11 protein-coding genes are annotated in these 17528 nt (G+C 43.5%); 9 read left to right on the plus strand and 2 right to left on the minus strand.

The features are described from left to right. Positions 1-4 precede the first annotated feature (4 nt). Complete coding sequence (gene polA, locus GQF63_RS16130) at positions 5-2803, minus strand: DNA polymerase I (protein WP_160370276.1); 2799 nt, start codon at positions 2801-2803, stop codon at positions 5-7. A gap of 119 nt (positions 2804-2922) precedes the next feature. Here polA and rsgA point away from each other — a divergent pair, with 119 nt between their 5' ends. The 5 genes from rsgA to GQF63_RS16155 all read left to right on the plus strand — a co-directional run bounded on the left by rsgA (position 2923) and on the right by GQF63_RS16155 (position 10846). Further along, positions 2923-3843, plus strand: coding sequence for a ribosome small subunit-dependent GTPase A (rsgA, locus tag GQF63_RS16135; protein ID WP_160370277.1), 921 nt, complete (start codon positions 2923-2925; stop codon positions 3841-3843). Between the two features lie 67 nt (positions 3844-3910). After that, complete coding sequence (locus GQF63_RS16140) at positions 3911-5716, plus strand: hypothetical protein (protein ID WP_160370278.1); 1806 nt, start codon at positions 3911-3913, stop codon at positions 5714-5716. 55 nt (positions 5717-5771) lie between these two features. Then, positions 5772-7556: a TrkH family potassium uptake protein gene (locus GQF63_RS16145; protein WP_160370279.1), complete on the plus strand. Its 1785-nt coding sequence runs from the start codon at positions 5772-5774 to the stop codon at positions 7554-7556. Positions 7557-7558: 2 nt separating this feature from the next. Beyond that, positions 7559-8245 (plus strand): potassium channel family protein, encoded by a 687-nt coding sequence (locus tag GQF63_RS16150; protein ID WP_160370280.1) that lies wholly within the window; start codon positions 7559-7561, stop codon positions 8243-8245. A gap of 114 nt (positions 8246-8359) precedes the next feature. Beyond that, on the plus strand, positions 8360-10846 hold the full coding sequence (locus GQF63_RS16155) for a YfhO family protein (protein WP_160370281.1): 2487 nt from the start codon (positions 8360-8362) through the stop codon (positions 10844-10846). 32 nt (positions 10847-10878) lie between these two features. Here GQF63_RS16155 and GQF63_RS16160 read toward each other — a convergent pair whose 3' ends face one another. Then, the gene (locus GQF63_RS16160) at positions 10879-11484 is read right to left on the minus strand and encodes a ribonuclease HII (protein ID WP_160370282.1); all 606 of its coding nucleotides are present in this window, start codon (positions 11482-11484) and stop codon (positions 10879-10881) included. A gap of 166 nt (positions 11485-11650) precedes the next feature. Here GQF63_RS16160 and GQF63_RS16165 point away from each other — a divergent pair, with 166 nt between their 5' ends. The 4 genes from GQF63_RS16165 to fabD all read left to right on the plus strand — a co-directional run bounded on the left by GQF63_RS16165 (position 11651) and on the right by fabD (position 17490). Then, the gene (locus GQF63_RS16165; protein ID WP_160370283.1) at positions 11651-12388 is read left to right on the plus strand and encodes a DOMON domain-containing protein; all 738 of its coding nucleotides are present in this window, start codon (positions 11651-11653) and stop codon (positions 12386-12388) included. Positions 12389-12402: 14 nt separating this feature from the next. Further along, positions 12403-15228 carry an outer membrane beta-barrel protein gene (locus GQF63_RS16170; RefSeq protein WP_160370284.1) on the plus strand — a complete coding sequence of 942 codons (2826 nt, stop codon included), beginning with the start codon at positions 12403-12405 and terminating at the stop codon, positions 15226-15228. Positions 15229-15335: 107 nt separating this feature from the next. Continuing rightward, positions 15336-16565: a M16 family metallopeptidase gene (locus GQF63_RS16175; protein WP_160370285.1), complete on the plus strand. Its 1230-nt coding sequence runs from the start codon at positions 15336-15338 to the stop codon at positions 16563-16565. Between the two features lie 34 nt (positions 16566-16599). After that, positions 16600-17490: an ACP S-malonyltransferase gene (gene fabD / locus GQF63_RS16180; protein ID WP_160370286.1), complete on the plus strand. Its 891-nt coding sequence runs from the start codon at positions 16600-16602 to the stop codon at positions 17488-17490. Positions 17491-17528: the final 38 nt, after the last annotated feature.

The following is a 17528-nucleotide window of genomic DNA, read 5'->3' on the forward strand; positions in this document are numbered from 1 at the left end:
CTAATTAATGGGCTTCAAGCCAGTTTTTTCCTTCGCCAATTTCAATTTCAATCGGAACGCGCAAAGGAATTGCTTTCTTCATACGCTCGCTGATGATGGCCCTAAAGGTATCCACTTCGTGTTCAGGAACATCGAAAACTAACTCATCATGAACCTGCATAATCATTTTGCCGGTCAAATTGTTGGCTTCAATATCCGCTTGGATATTAATCATCGCGATTTTTATTAAATCGGCGGCCGATCCTTGTATCGGCGCATTAATCGCATTTCGCTCCGCAAAACCACGAACCGTCATATTGGCGGAATTGATGTCGCGTAAATAGCGACGACGCTTCAATATGGTTTCCACATAACCTTTTTCCTTAGCGAATTCAATGATATCCCCCATATATTTCCGGATGCCGGTATACTGTGTAAAATATTGATCGATAATGGCAGCGGCTTCTTTTCTAGATATGCCCAGGTTTTGCGACAAGCCAAAAGCCGATTGACCGTAGATAATACCAAAGTTTACCGCCTTGGCATTGCGGCGCATGTCGGAAGTTACCTCCTCCAAGGCCACATTATAGACCTTCGCAGCCGTCGCCCGGTGAATATCTAAACCTTGTTCAAAGGCGTCCAACATATTTTTATCCTGACTCAATTCAGCCATCAAGCGAAGCTCAATCTGCGAATAATCCGCAGAAAGCAATACCCAACCCGCTTGTCTTGGGATAAATGCCTTGCGAACCTCCCGTCCTCGTTCGGTACGAATAGGGATGTTCTGTAAGTTCGGATTGGTCGAGCTTAATCGACCGGTCGCTGCAACAGCTTGATTATAGGACGTATGGATTAAGCCTGTGTTTGGGTTCACCAAACTTGGCAGCGCATCCACATAGGTTGATTTTAATTTCTGTAATTGACGGAAGGTCAAGATGTCTTGAACGATATCAGATTTTGAAGCCAAGGCCAATAACACATCTTCACCGGTTTTATATTGACCGGTTTTGGTTTTCTTAGCCTTCGGATCAAGCTGCAACTTGTCAAATAAAACCTCTCCTAATTGTTTTGGAGAAGCAATATTAAAAACCACGCCGGCTTTCTCATAAATGCTGGCTTCCATTTCAGCTACATCCTTTTCTATTTCTTTAGAAAATTGCTTTAAGGTCGCTTCGTCAATCTTAACCCCATTTTGTTCAATCGCTGCCAATACATAGACTAGGGGGAATTCCACATCCTCAGCCAACTTCATCGTTGCTGTTTCTGTTAGTAATGGCGTTAGTTTTTCTTTCAGTTGCAAAGTCACATCCGCATCTTCCCCTGCGTACTCCTTAATTTTGTCGAGTTCCACATCCCGCATATTCCCTTGGTTTTTGCCCTTGGCACCAATAAGTTCTGTAATAGAAACGGGGGTATAGTTTAAGTAGGTCTCCGCCAGGATATCCATGTTATGGCGCGTATCCGGATCGATCAAGTAATGCGCAAGCATGGTGTCAAATAAAGGACCTTTAATCTTAACAGCATAACGCGCTAAAATCAATAAGTCATACTTTATATTCTGACCAATTTTCATGATGTTGGCATCTTCAAAAACCGGTTTGAAGATATCTACGGTTTGTTGCGCGGCTGTTTGATCGGCAGAAACCGGAATGTAATACGCTTCGCCGGATTGAAAGGAAAAAGAAATCCCAACTAATTCTGCCGTCATTGCATCCAAACCAGTCGATTCTGTATCAAAGCAAAAGGAACTCAAGCCTGCCAATTGTTTCGCTAAGGCTTGCTGTGCTTCAACTGTATCTACCAAAGTGTAGTGATGCGTTGTATTTGCTATGGTATTTAATGCGACAGGCTCTGAAGCTTGAGCAAGCTGCGAGGGGGCTACTTCATCCGCAGCCATAGGCGCAAACAAATCCATTTGAGCCGATTTGGCAACCGCTGATTCCCCAACGGAAAAACCATCCCCAAATACCCGCTTCCCTAAGGTACGGAACTCCAACTCCATAAATAACGCTTCCAAATGCTCCCGGTTCGGATCATCCAACACAAGGGCTTTTTCATCAAGATCAATCGGCACATCCAATAAAATAGTCGCCAATTTCTTCGAGATTAAGCCTTGCTCCGCATAATTCTCTACATTTTCTTTTAATTTCCCTTTTAGCTGATCGCTGTTTTGAATCAGGTTCTCCATAGATCCAAATTCCTTAACCAACTTCTTGGCGGTTTTTTCGCCCACACCAGGAATTCCAGGGATATTATCAACAGCATCTCCCCACAATCCTAAAATATCAATGACCTCATGTACATTATTGATTTCCCATTTCTCCAGAATTTCAGGAACGCCCAGTACTTCAGCACCATTACCCATACGGGCCGGTTTATAAATAAAGATGTTATCCGAAACCAACTGCGCAAAATCCTTATCCGGCGTCATGCAATACACCGTATAGCCTTCCTTTTCTCCTTTCTTCGCTAGCGTACCGATAATATCATCGGCCTCATAGCCATCCATGGTAATAATGGGGATGTTAAAGCCTTCAATTAGGCGATGAATATAAGGAATGGAAGCTGCCAGATCCTCCGGCATTTTCTCCCGGTGAGCCTTATACTGTTCAAATTCAATATGACGATTGGTGGGTGCTGCAGTATCGAATACAACAGCTATATGACTAGGTTTTTGATTATTCAATACATCCAAAAGGGTGTTGGTAAAACCCATAATGGCACCGGTATTTAATCCGTAGGAGGTCAATCTAGGGGTCTTGCTTAAGGCAAAGTAGGCCCGGTAGATCAATGCCATCCCATCTAATAGAAATAATTTTTTCAAAATTGTATTGTTTATGCTGTCTAACAAAGTTAACAAAATCAAATAGACCCAAAGATTAATAAATTTTTTCCATTTTTGCGTAGATATTTCACAGTAATAATGGTAATGGGGGATTTTTTATGCGTGGTTTAGTGACGAAATCTACAGGGAGTTGGTATCAAGTGGTAGACGAACAAGGGAATCGCTATGAATGTAGGATTAAAGGAAAGTTTCGTACGCACGGTATCAAAAGCACAAACCCTGTAGCGGTAGGCGACTGGGTAGATTTTGAATTGGAACCTGGCCAGCAAAATGGCTTGATTACCGAGTTAGAACCTCGTAAAAACTACATCATCCGCAAGTCGGTCAACTTATCGAAGCAAACTCAGATTATCGGTGCCAACCTCGATCAAGCGCTATTAGTCGTGACTTTAGCTTCGCCACCCACCTCCACTGGGTTTATTGACCGTTTCTTGGTAACAGCAGAAGCCTATAGCATCCCTGCGGTTCTGATTTTTAACAAACTGGATCTGTTTTCGGAGGAAGGGCTGGAAGTCCTAGCCGAATACATGGCGATCTATGAAAACTTAGGCTACCCTTGTTATGCTGTTTCTGCTTTAGAAGGCGATCATATTGAAGAATTACGGGACTTGCTAACGGATAAAATAAGCTTGGTATCCGGACATTCCGGCGTAGGGAAATCCACGTTGGTAAATGCCATAGTTCCGGGGATGGCCTTGAAGACAGGAGAAATATCAGACTGGTCAGATAAAGGAAAGCACACCACCACCTTTGCGGAGATGATCGACCTGCCTTTTGGCGGGAAGCTGATCGATACCCCTGGTATCCGCGAATTAGGCATTGTTGATATCGAAAAGCAGGAATTATCTCATTTCTTCCCCGAGATGCGCGCCTTATTAAATCAATGTAAGTTTCACAACTGTCGCCATATCAATGAGCCCGGCTGTGCCGTCTTAACAGCGGTAGAGGAGGGGGAGATTGAACCCTCACGCTATGAAAGTTACATCAGCATCTACAACAACGAAAATAATCGGAATTAAATAAACATATTTTCTATATTATTGTTTTTGCTAAGAGTAATTATGGCAAAAACATGTATGTGATGATATGAGAAAGTCTGTTTGGAAATGGATTTTAGGGATTTTCTTGCTACTGGTACTGCTTGTAGTAGGAGTCGCTTGGTATTACAGTAGAAACTGGAAACCCATCGTGGAAACGAAGCTGAAAGAAGTCGTTACAAATTCAACGAACGGCTTATATGCGTTGATCTACGATGATTTAGATCTCAATGTGGCCCTAGGAAATGTAACCCTGAAAAATGCAGCGCTCATTCCCGACTCTGCCATTTACAGGAAAATGGTCGACCAAAAACTAGCACCCAACAGCCGCTATCATATTAAACTAAAGGCCTTAAAGGTCCGCCGGTTTAATATCTGGGATGTTATCAAAAATAGAACCCTTTTTATTAAGTCTATCGATTTTGAGTCGCCGGATGTGCACATGATATCCGAGTATCATGCCTACAATGATACCATTGTTGATAAAAAGAATAAAACCCTTTACGATAATATCAAGGATATATTCAGTGCCATTAACGTGCGGGATATCAAGATTGATAATGTAAAATTTAAATTCTCTAAAATCGAAGAGGGGAAATCCAGTGATATCCTGTTGGATAGTATAGGCATTAAGGTTCACGATGTACTGGTAGATGAAACGTCCATGCATGATTCCACCCGCTTATTCTACACTAAAATGGTGGAGATCGATGTTCCCGGCTTTAAATACGACCTCTCCAATGGTATCTATCAGGCCAAATTCGATCACTTGAAAATAAATACCCAGGAAGAGAATGTCCTGCTCACCAAGGTCGAATATGCACCGAAGATGAGTAAGGCCAATTACTTTAAAACTCGGGGCCAGAACGTCACCATGGCGGTCTTAAAGTTTGATACCCTGCGGTTTGAAAAGCTCAATTTTAAACAGTTGATCGATGATCAGCAGACCATAGCACAGCATGTGCAGATTAAGAATGGTTCGGTATCTCTTTACAACGATAAGCGATATCCGAAAAAAACAGTCTCTAAAATCGGGAGTTCCCCACATCAGCAACTCATGAAGGTGCAAAAGCTCATCCGTATTGATACGGTTTTTGTGGATAACATCGACGTGCTCTACGGCGAACATAGTGCCAAATTCAATAGAGAAGGGGTCATTACCTTCAATAATGCACGCGGAACACTTACGAATGTTACAAACGATAGCCTCAGCCTGGTAAAAAATAACCTCATGAAGGCAGACCTACAGGCAAAAATTATGAATGCTGGGCAGTTGAAGATTCAATTTGGCTTCAATATGCTGAGTAAAGACGGTGCACATACCTATAAAGGCTCCTTAGGACCGATGCAGGCCACCGCCTTTAATAATATATTACGGCCATTGTTAAATGTAGAGATCGCTTCTGGGAATATCCGCAAGATCAACTTCAATATGAGTGCAAACGATTATCGAAATTGGGGAGATTTCCGATTCGACTACGACCATTTGAAAATTAGCCTCCTCAATGCGCCCGATTCGGATAGCAAGAAATCTAAAAAAGGCGTAGTATCCTTCTTGGTTAATCAGATCCTGATCAATGATTCCAATCCCGACGCCAATGAGAAGTACCACATCGGGAAAGTCAATTACCGCCGTGTGCCGGAACATACCTTCTTCAAAACCCTATGGCAAAGCTTGCTGGAGGGGATCAAACAAACTGCAGGAATCTCCAAAGAACGCGAGGCCAAACTCATGGGGACTGCCGAGGAAGCTAAAAATATAATTCAAGGATCGAAGAACGTCATTAAAAAAACAGGTAATTTCTTTAAGGGCATATTAAAGAAAAAAGATAAGGAAGAGGAAAAACAAGACTAGTTTCACGTGAAAAGGAAACCGCGTTTTTCCCAAGATATGCCTAAGTTTGTAGCCCATGGATTCTTTATTTCGATTTCTGAAGTTTATTTTTCGATACCATAACAAGGCGGTAGACCAAGTCTTATTTTACATCAGCTTAATCTGTGCCGTAACAATGGTATTCCATGTCGGCTATACCACCGATCCGGAACTTGCAGAAATAACCAAGAAAACTGTCGTATTCATGTACTATGGCCTCTTTTTATTTGAGGCCTTCAGAACCGTTTCCTCCATTTGGGTGGCCCGAAGAATCAATGTTTCCCATTATTCAGGCGTTTTCATCACAGGTTATTTCCTTATTGTCACCCTGGCGCGGCATTCCGGCGGTCTCTTAGAAACCTTCGCCAAAGACGAATGGCTCTATATGGGCATTGCCATTATGTTCCTTTCGGAATTATCGCGCAGCAGCCTCTTTTTCGACAATTTTTATTTTAACCCCACCATCCTCTTTGTGGTGTCCTTCCTGGGATTGATCATTCTGGGTGCCGTCTTATTGATGCTGCCCCGAACCACCATTGAAGCCCCCCTTAGTTTTGTGGATGCCTTCTTTATGGCCACCAGTGCCGTATGTATCACAGGCCTATCGGTAACCGATATTTCCACCAACTTTTCCTTTTTCGGACAAGCCGTCATCATGGCCTTGATTCAAGTCGGAGGACTCGGCATTATGACCTTTACCGGATTCTTCGGTTACTTTTTCTCGGGTGGTTTCTCCTTTAAAAACCAACTCATGTTTGGCGAAATATTAGGAGAAAATAAACTCAATTCCGTAATATCAACCCTGATGACCATCATACTGATCACCTTTCTCTTTGAGTTTATCGGTGGCTTGTTGATCTTTTTCTCCCTCGATCCGAAACTTTTCGAAAGCCTCGGTGAACGCGTGTTCTTCGCGGCCTTTCATGCCATTTCAGGATTCTGTAACTCTGGGTTTACCATCATCAAAGACGGTGTTACCAATGAAAATTACCGCTTTAATTACCATTTTCAGCTGGCCGTTTCCTCCATGTTTATCATCGGTAGCTTAGGCTTCGGAACCATCTTTAACTTCTATACCTTTATTAAAACCAAGGGCGATGCCCTCATTCATAAGTATATCTTGCAGCGTAATTTCCGCCATAAGCCGCAGGTGTTCACCTTCAATTCACGCTTTATTGTCCTGTGTAACCTGATCGTGATTGTGCTAGCAACCGTTTCCTTCTTTGTGTTGGAGCGAAATCATAGCTTAATGGATGATAAGTCTGTTTTCGGTGAGTGGGTAACCTCCATTTTTATGGCCAATTCCTCCCGATCGGCAGGATTTAACAGTGTCGATCTAAACTTTATCAGTATTCCAACGTTAATTATGTTGGTCACGCTAATGTGGGTAGGGGTGTCCCCGGGATCCACAGGGGGAGGGGTAAAAGTCACAACCGTAGCTATCGCGCTGATGAATATTGTGGCCTTAGCCCGCGGTAAGGAGTCTATCGAGATCTTTAAACGTAAAATTGCGTCAGAATCGGTGAACAAGTCCTTCGCTATTATTTTACTGTCGGTGCTTACCATCACCTTCAGCTTTATTCTGCTCAATTTCACCGACCCCAACCAGCAAATGATCCCTTTGTTGTTTGAAACGGTCTCCGCCTACACCACCTGTGGCCTATCCTTAGGGATTACAGCAAATCTTACCGCTACCAGTAAGATTATCCTGATGCTGACCATGTTCGTCGGACGCGTAGGCATGCTGACCCTCTTGGTAGCCTTTATTAAGAATACACAAAACAAAAGTTATATTTATCCAACGGAAAAAATACTGTTCTAATCATGAAATATATTGTACTCGGACTCGGACATTTTGGTAGATCCTTAGCTATTCACCTCACAGAATTAGGACATGAAGTTATTGCAGCCGATAAAAACCTGAATATCGTAGAACAAACCAAAGATAAAATTACCCATACCGTATGCCTGGATTCCACCGATAAGGAAGCCGTTAGCTCTTTGCCACTACGCGACAGCAATGCCGTTATTGTGGCTATTGGCGAAGAAGAAGGCGCGAGTTTGCTGACCGTGGCCCTCTTGAAGCAGTTGAAAGTGAAACGCATCATCGGGAGGGTAGTTTCTGACTTGCAGAAAACCGTATTGGAGGCCATGAATATCGACGAATACATTATGCCGGAAGAGGAAGCGGCCGAACGCTTAGCGATGCGCCTCGACAATATCGATATTGTAGACTCTTTTAAGATCTCGGATAAATACAGCATCATTGAAACCAAAGTACCCAGCAAATATATCGGCAAAACCCTCAAAGAAGCCGATCTAACCAATAAATACAAGGTCATCGTCTTAACCACGGTACAGTTGGAAACAAGTACCCACAACGATGGAAGTTCGAAGACAAGAAAAGAAGCCTCCGGCATCGCAAAATCTGATACCGTCCTGCGTGAAAACGACTTATTAGTGCTATTTGGTGAATTGTCAAACATTAAAGAACTCATTCAAAAAGGCTAATAGCCCATATTTTGCAGTTTTTTAAGGTGCAATTCTCAAAACTCAAATCTCCTGTCTATTATTTGAAATCAATTCTATATTTTTGGGGCTATATCTAATAATCCTATACTGTACATGAAAAATTGGTTTAAGGAAAATTCAACCCACCTAACTATTATAGGGATCTTCCTCTTATTAGTTGTATTTTATTTTACACCGGTTTGGCAAGGGAAAACCTTGTTGCAAAGCGATGTAATGCAAGCAAGAGGAAGTCAAAAAGAAATTTTCGACTATCGGGAAAAGGATGGTAAAACACCGTTATGGACCAACTCCATGTTCGGGGGGATGCCAACCTACCAAATATGGTATGACCATGCCAACAACATCACCAGCCACATCGGCCCTGCTATCCGTGCGGTATTTCCGCCACCATCCGATGTGCTGCTTTTATTCCTCCTTGGAGGCTATTTCCTGTTTAGCGTCTTAAAGATTAGGCCCTGGCTCGCTGCACTTGGTGCCGTCGCCATAGCCTTCTCCTCCTATAACCTCATTTATGTCGAGGCCGGCCACATCAATAAGGCCTATGCCATCGCCTATATGGCACCTATCATCGGAGCCGTAATCTTATGTTATAGAGGCAGTAAGTTCTGGGGACCCGCCTTATTGGCCTTATTCCTTGCCCTGGAAATTCGTGCCAACCACATTCAAATGACCTATTACCTCTTCCTAGCTTTACTGGTTTTGGTAGGCTTTGAACTGTATTACGCCATCAAGGATAAAAAAGTAAAGGAATTTGTACAGGCCACCGGACTACAGTTGATAGGTGTTGTAATCGCGGTATTAATCAATGCCTCGGTCTTATTCCCAACCTACGAATACTCCAAAGAAACCATCCGTGGTAAAGCCAATATTAGCAAAACGGATGAGTCTGGGAAATCAGGCTCCGGTCTGGAAAAAGAATACGCCTATGCCTGGAGTCAGGGGATAGGTGAAAACTTAACCTTCCTGATTCCGAACGCCTACGGCGGTCGCTCTACAGGGGTATTAGATGAAAATTCAAATGTCGTAAAAGCCCTGACCAAAGTGGGAGCGCCACAAGGCGAGGCCCTACAATTAGCCAGATCCTACTTCCCAACCTATTGGGGCGAGAAGTCCTTTACTTCCGGACCTTGGTATTTCGGTGCTGGCATCGTATTCTTAGCTATACTAGGGTTATTTATCGTCAATAATCGGTTGAAATGGTGGATTGTTGCAGCAACCCTGCTGACTATCTTATTATCGTTTGGACGCCATTTCCCATTAATATCGGATTTGTTCTTCGATTATTTCCCGATGTACAACAAGTTCAGAGCCGTGGAATCCATCTTGGTAATTCCATCGGTATTGATTCCTATGCTTGCCGTTATGGCGGTAAATGAGTTGCTGGTACGTGGAACTCAAATCCCGAACCTTGATAAAAAAGTATTATATACCGGTGGAGCAGTAGCTGCGGTATGTTTGCTTTTTGCTTTGATGCCTAGTATGCTTGATTTGCGGACCTCGGAACATCAGCAATATGTTGGTGCCCTACAGCAAATGGTGCAAGATCAAAATATGGCCAACGAGTTAGCAAACGCCTTGTTAAAAGACCGTGCTTCCTTAGTTTCTAAAGATGCATGGCGTTCTTTCTTTATCGTGGCCTTAACCCTGGGTTTGGTCTGGTTTTTCTTAAAGAAAAAACTCAACGCAACCGTATTGATCGCTGCATTAGCCGTTATTACCTTAGTAGACCTGTGGACAGTAGATAAGCGTTATTTGAATAATGAGTCTTTTGTAGATAAAAGCACCTACGATCGTCCGATTCCGGAACGCGAAGTAGATCAGTTAATCCATATGGATAAAGATCTTTCCTACCGTGTATTCGATTTAACAACCAGTCCGTTCCAGGATGCCAGTGCATCGTATTTCCATAAAAGCATCGGTGGCTACCATGCAGCCAAGCTGATGCGATTCCAAGAAGTATTGGAACAACAGTTCAACAACAACATTAACGAAGATGTATTGGATATGTTGAACGTACGTTATGTGATTACCAAAGACCCGAGCAATAAATCCGACAAGATCCAACGCCGCAGTTCGGCACTTGGAAATGCTTGGTTTGTAGAGTCTGTAAATTTCGTGAACAGCAATAATGCCGAAATGGAAGCCCTAGGCACCATCGATCCGAAAAAAGTGGCCATTGTAAACGAAGGCTTTAAAAATAAGTTTAGCGATAAAGGGGTTACGAAATCAGCGAATGCTGAAATTACATTGACTTCTTACCATCCAGATACCTTGAAATACGAATATACATCACCTGCTGAAGGGTTTGCCGTATTCTCGGAAATCTATTACGATAAGGGCTGGAAGGCTTATATCGATGGCGAAGAAGCACCTATTATCCGTGCGGATTATTTATTGCGTGGCTTGCAATTGCCAGGCGGAAACCATAAAGTGGAGTTTGTTTTCGCACCGGATTCCATGCGAATCAGCAACATCATTTCCTTGATTGCTTCTATTGTATTAGTAATCGGATTGGCTTTTGCCGCTTGGATGGGCTATAAGCAACATAAAAACAAGCCTGTTGTAAAACAGAACAATTAATCGCGCAAAGCGCATACATTAAAGGGAAACCTTCAGAATAAGGTCAATTGTGGATCGGTAATTCTGAAGGTTTTTCTATGATGTTCTGTTATGCCTAACCGAATTACCGCTTCCCGGTGTTTAAGGGTCGGATAGCCTTTATTGCTTAGCCAATCGTAATCCGGAAAGTCGGCCGCCAGGGCATTCATATACTCATCACGGTAGGTTTTGGCTAAAATAGACGCCGCAGCAATCGATAGGTATTTCCCATCGCCCTTCACGATGCAGGAATAAGGGGTTTCGCCATAGGGAATGAACTTATTGCCATCGATAATCAAATATTCAGGTTTAACCTGCAATAGATCCAATGCTCGATGCATGGCCAAGTACGAGGCTTTGTGGATATTAATTTTATCAATCTCTTCCGCAGAAACACTGGCAACAGCATAGGCTAGGGCTTCCTGCTCGATAATAGGGCGCAGGGCCATCCGTTTCTTCTCCGATAATTTCTTCGAATCATTCAGAACCGCATTATGGTAGTCGGCCGGAAAAATAACAGCCGCAGCGAAAACAGGACCGGCCAAGCAGCCACGACCCGCTTCATCGCAGCCTGCCTCTACAAAAGCCTGTTGATAAGTTGATAATAGGGGTGCTAACATCTTCAAACAAAGATAGGGAAAGATTCCCGGCCCTGGCAATGTAACTTCTCTGTGATACGCCCTACTTTACATTTATTTACACTTCTTCTTTATTTCTTTGCAGGAGATTAGTTGATAAACTTTTCGTAACGCATACTGTCCAAATAAGACAAGACTTAGCAATCACATGAAAACAATCATTCTTAGTACCCTCATGCTCTTCCTTTGTACCGGTCTGTTGGCGCAGAAAAAAACAGAATATCAGCTAACACCCGCTTTTCCCGTAACCGTGGACGGCGATTTAAGCGAATGGCGTAACAAGCTAACCCCGGTAGATGCGGATTCCAGTTGGAGCTTCGCCGTAAGCCAGGATGCCGACTTTTTTTACATCGCCATTCAAGTGAAAGACAAAATGTTGCAACAAGATGCAGCCAGACATGGCTTTATCGTCAACATCAATACCGAAGGAAAGAAAAAGGAGGGCGCACAGCTGTTCTACCCCATCCCCGATAGTGAATCCATTCGTGCCTTGTCTAGAGATGACAATTTAGCGCATATGAATATCCGGGAGGAGTTGATCAAGCGTAGCCGTGGCTATGGCCTGAAAGGCTTTGCACACATCGTCGACGGGCTTTTATCCTTCGAAAATACCTATGATGTGAAGGCATTTGCAAAATTGAACGAACAAGATCAACTGCTGTATGAAGCGATGATTCCCATCAAGGCCATCGGCTTCAAGCGCAATCAGGAGAAGTTCGCTTTGCAGCTGGCCATCAATAATCGCTTTGCCCAATTGCAAAAGGCCATGCGCAAAGCACCGCCCCAACGCGTAGGCATTTATGGAATGCAACCGCAAACATCCTTAAAAAACCCTTATAAAGTGAAAACAGAGGTTTGGATGCAGGGGCAACTGAACAAGAATTAGTTTAAAAATTATATATGGATAAATTGCTAAGAGCCATCGTCTGCTTTTGCTTGATGGTGATAGGTACACAGGGTTTTGCGCAAAGCAAACGAACCGTACAAGGGATGTTACTCGATACCGAGTCGCGTCCGATTTCGGGTGCTTCTGTTCGGTTAATTTCCGCAGAAGACTCCATGGGCACCAGTAGTTCACAAGCGGGGTTTTACACCTTTGAGCAAGTAAAGGCTGAAAAATTTAAAATTAGAGTAAGTAGTTTAGGTTTTGATGCCGTCGAACGGGAATATGAATTCCCGGCAGGAAAGACCGAATTGAATATCCCTAGCTTCGTCTTGAAGGTGAATGAAAACATGATTGAGGAAGTGGTAGTGAAAGGGGTGCTGACCGTTCAGGTGAAAGGCGATACAGTAGAGTATAGCACCAAAGACTTAAAATTGCGGGAAGGTTCTGTAGCGGAGGATGCCTTGAAGAAATTGCAAGGCGTGGAAGTGGATAAAGACGGGAATGTAACAGCCCAAGGCGAAACGGTAACCAAGGTACGTATCAATGGTAAGGATTTCTTTGGTGGCGATGTGAAAACAGCAACCAAAAACCTGCCGGCAAATATTATCGAAAAAATTCAGGTCGTAGACGATTATGGCGATATGGCCAACATCACCGGAAACAAATCCGGCGATTCCGAGAAGATTATCAATATCCAGATCGATCCGAAGTATAATAAGGGCTATATGACCACCTTACGGGCTGGTTATGGTACAGAAGAAAGATACCAGGCCACGGCGATGTGGATGGGCATGACCGATAAGACGCAAGTTTCCGTATTAGGGAATTTAAATAACATCAATGCGCCTTTATTCGACTTTAATACCATGGGTGGTGGCGCACGCCGACGCTCAGGTGGTGGTGGTCGCGGTGGTGGTATGTTTGGTGGCTCCACAGGACTCACCGATCTAGGATCCATTGGTTTGAACATACGCCACGATTTCTCCGAAAAATTAAAAGTATACGGTAGTTATTCCTATGGTAGAGATGATAATACCACCTTGACCAATAGCTTGACCCAGTATTACTTCGAAACGGGCGATCAGAAACAATCTTCCGATTCCACGGCTAATAATATTTTGTCAAGCCACCGTTTTGAAGGAAACTTGGAATGGAATATTACCGATAAAGATTATATCAAATTAACTCCACAGTTTGGATTCAACGGATCCACCGGAAATTCAAAGTCCTTAGGACAATTGTTTGCTGAAAATGATGTCTTGGTGAACAGCGATGATCGCGTCGAGCAAACCAGTTCAGATGTTCCACGTTTTGGTATCAGCGGACTTTATAACCGTAAATTAAGCGATAAGGGGCGAAACCTCTTCATGAACTTTAATTACGATAATGCCTCCACAACAAGCGATTATGAAGGAATATTAAACCGCTTATTGGAAGATCCGGCCAACGCGGAAACCAGTATGGGCGAAATCTATGAACGCACCGTACGGGAAATGAACAATAAAAGCTGGAATGCAGGCGCTAGTGTTTCGTATTTAGAACCTGTTTCGCAGTACGGAAAATTAGAGATTGCCTACGATTTCAATAAAAACAATTACAACAATAAGCAATATCAAGATGCATTTGATGAAGACGGTACAGGTTTACCTAATACCGATGAGCGTTTATTGAATTACCATTACGATCAGGATTATTCCTTTACCACGCATCGTATCGGCGCAAGCTATGCTTTTGAAAACGATAAAATCAAGTATTCATTAGGGGCGGCGGTGCAACCTTCACTACTACGCGGTAATGCTTCCGACGACGACAATCATGCCATTATCGACCGTACAAACTTAAACTGGATGCCGATTGCACGATTTGAGTATAAGTTCTCCCGCCAGAAGAATATCAGTATCAACTATTCCGGATCATCTAGCGAGCCGTCCATCAATCAGATATTACCGTATGCGGTAGGAAATACCTCCACCAATATTGTGTATGGTAATCCGGATCTGAATCCAGAGTTTCGCCATAGCATGAACCTACGGTATCGTGGGGGCGATTTCCAAAAAGGGAATACCTTCTTTGCCATGTTAAATGGTAACCTGACGCAGGATAAGATCGTGACCTTTAACAAGAGAGAGGTAAGCGCGGAAAATGGACTATTGGCCGAAACGCATTACTTGAATGAGTCCGATCCGGTGTATAGCATGCGTTCGTTCTACCATTACGGTAAATCTTTAAAAGAGAAAACCTACAACTTGATGTTGATGGGAGGGGTAACTTACAATAAGAACATTTCATACACCTCGAACGACCTGGCTGCCATAGAAGGGGTGAAGAACATTGCCAATAACTATGTATTTATGCAAGGGCTTATGTTCCGCTATAACCCGTCTGAAAATCTGGAAATCAACCCTGGTGTGCGTTATTCTTATAACTATACGCGCAATACCTTGGGTACCAACAACAATAATGTGTCTACCTGGACGCCGAGCTTAATCGGATCGGTAAACATTACCCCAAGCACGATTTTCGGCGCCGATTTATCCAAGAACTTCAATACCGGGTACGGTCCATTGACCAATGCAAACCCTTTCATCATCAATACCTATATCGAGCAAAAGATGTTGAAAGGACAGCGCGGAACCATTCGTTTGCAAGCATTCGATTTGCTGAACGAGCAAACCAACCTCTCGCGTACCGTACAGGAAAACATGATGTTGGATAGACAGACCAACCGCTTAGGCCGTTATTTCTTGTTGACCTTCACCTTTAAATTACAGAAATTCTCCGGCGTAGCACCCGTAGAAGACAATCATTACCCGGGAGGCATGAGACGCCCACGGATGTAAGGAGAGCATATCGATTTTTAGAAGCGGTTACCTGCATTGTGCAGGTAACCGCTTTCTTTTACCCAATATCAGCCCTATTCCTTACCTTTGCATACCTATCAAGTACTATGGATCATAAAATATTCCAGTTGGATAATGGCTTACGAATTCTGCTGCATCAACAAGATTCACCGATTACGCATGCCTGTTTAATTGTAGATGTAGGTTCCCGCCATGAACAACATGGAAAATTCGGAACCGCACATTTTATTGAACACCTGCTGTTCAAACGCACCACAAGACGCAATACCAATCAGATATTAAATCGATTGGAAGCCGTTGGTGGCGATTTAAATGCCTATACCACCAAAGAATATACCTGCATACAGGCCTCCTTTCTGAATCCTTATTTAGACCGCGCCTTAGACCTCTTTGAGGACATCATCTTCCACTCGGTATTTCCGGAAGATGAAATGGAAAAGGAAAAAGGCGTCATCCTCGATGAAATGGCCTCCTACCTCGATAGCCCGGAAGAATCTATTATGGATGATTTCGAAGACCTTATTTTTGAAGGCTCTGGCCTTGGCCATAATATTCTAGGCTTAGAGAATGACCTGAAAGCCATTGAGAAAGAAGATATCAAAACCTTTATTTCGCAGCATTATGCCACCTCCAAGATGGTGATTGCCATTGCCGGCAATTACTCGGAAGCCAAGGTACATCGATTGGCCAATAAGCTGTTTGGGCAGGTGCAAGTGTATGAATGGGACCATGCCGAGGAAGAGGTACAGTTTAGCGGCAACCAACATAAAACGCTGGAAAAACCCATTAATCAGGTGCACTATGTACTGGGAAGTACCGGCTATAGTATTTATGATGAACGTAAAACCGGATTGCTCTTGCTGAATAGCCTCTTGGGCGGTTTCGGCATGGCGTCTATCTTGAACCTGAACATCCGCGAGAAATACGGCATCGCCTATACCATTGAGTCAAACTACAGCTTATACAGCGATACAGGCCTATTTAGCATTTACTTTGGTACCGATGAGGAAAAGGCAGAAAAGGCCTTAAAACTCGTGTATAAGGAGCTGAACAAGCTGCGGGAGCAGCCCTTGAGCCTCGGCTTTTTAGATCGGGCAAAAACCAAGTTCAAAGGGCAGATTGCCTTGGCCGAAGAAAACAGAATGAGTATGATTATTGCCGAAGCAAAAAACCTACTCGACTATAATCGTGTTGTAAGCTTACAGGAGGTGTTTGATAAAATCGACCGCGTCAGTTTAACCGAGATTCAGGAAATCGCCAATGAGCTCTTTGCGCCTGAAAAAATATCATCATTAACATTTGTACCTGAAGATTAACTATATATTTATATTTGCGTAAAATAGAATTCAAATGAAGACAGCTTATATTTTCCCAGGTCAGGGTGCTCAGTTTGTAGGCATGGGCCAAGATTTGTATAACTTTAATGAAGAAAGCAAGGCCTTGTTCGAAAGAGCAAACGATATTTTAGGATTCCGCATCACCGATTTGATGTTCAACGGAACCGAAGAAGATTTGAAACAAACCAAAGTGACCCAACCGGCCATCTTCTTACACTCGGTGATCTTAGCGAAAGCCTTAGGTGCTAACTTTAAGCCGGATATGGTGGCAGGGCACTCCTTAGGCGAGTTCTCGGCCTTAGTAGCGGCAGGAGCCTTAAGCTTTGAAGACGGTTTACGCTTGGTGGCAAAACGTGCCAATGCCATGCAAGAAGCCACAGAAGCAGAGCCGGGTACGATGGCAGCTATTTTAGGACTGGAAGATGTGATCGTGGAAGAGAAATGTGCAGAAGTGGATGACGTGGTTGTTCCGGCAAACTATAACTGCCCCGGACAATTGGTGATCTCGGGTTCGGTAAGTGGCGTAGATAAAGCCTGCGAAAAACTATTGGAGGCCGGCGCCAAGCGTGCCTTAAAATTAAACGTGGGTGGAGCTTTTCACTCGCCATTAATGGAAGCCGCTAAGCAGGAATTGCAACAAGCAATCCTGGAAGTAGATATTCAGATTCCCGTTTGTCCAATCTACCAGAATATCGATGCCAATCCTTACCAAGATCCAGTAGCGATTAAAGAAAACCTTATTGCTCAATTAACCGGCGCAGTACGTTGGACCCAAACCATACAAACCATGCTCGCAGACGGCGCAGAAGCCTTCGTAGAAGTAGGACCAGGCGCGGTATTGCAAGGATTAGTAAAAAAAGTAGATCGCCAAATCCCGACTTCCTCCGCGAAGATCGGAGAATAACCATAGACGTACATACTAAAAGGGAGTTTCTATTTAGA

Source organism: Sphingobacterium humi (assembly GCF_009768885.1).
Lineage (GTDB): Bacteria > Bacteroidota > Bacteroidia > Sphingobacteriales > Sphingobacteriaceae > Sphingobacterium > Sphingobacterium humi.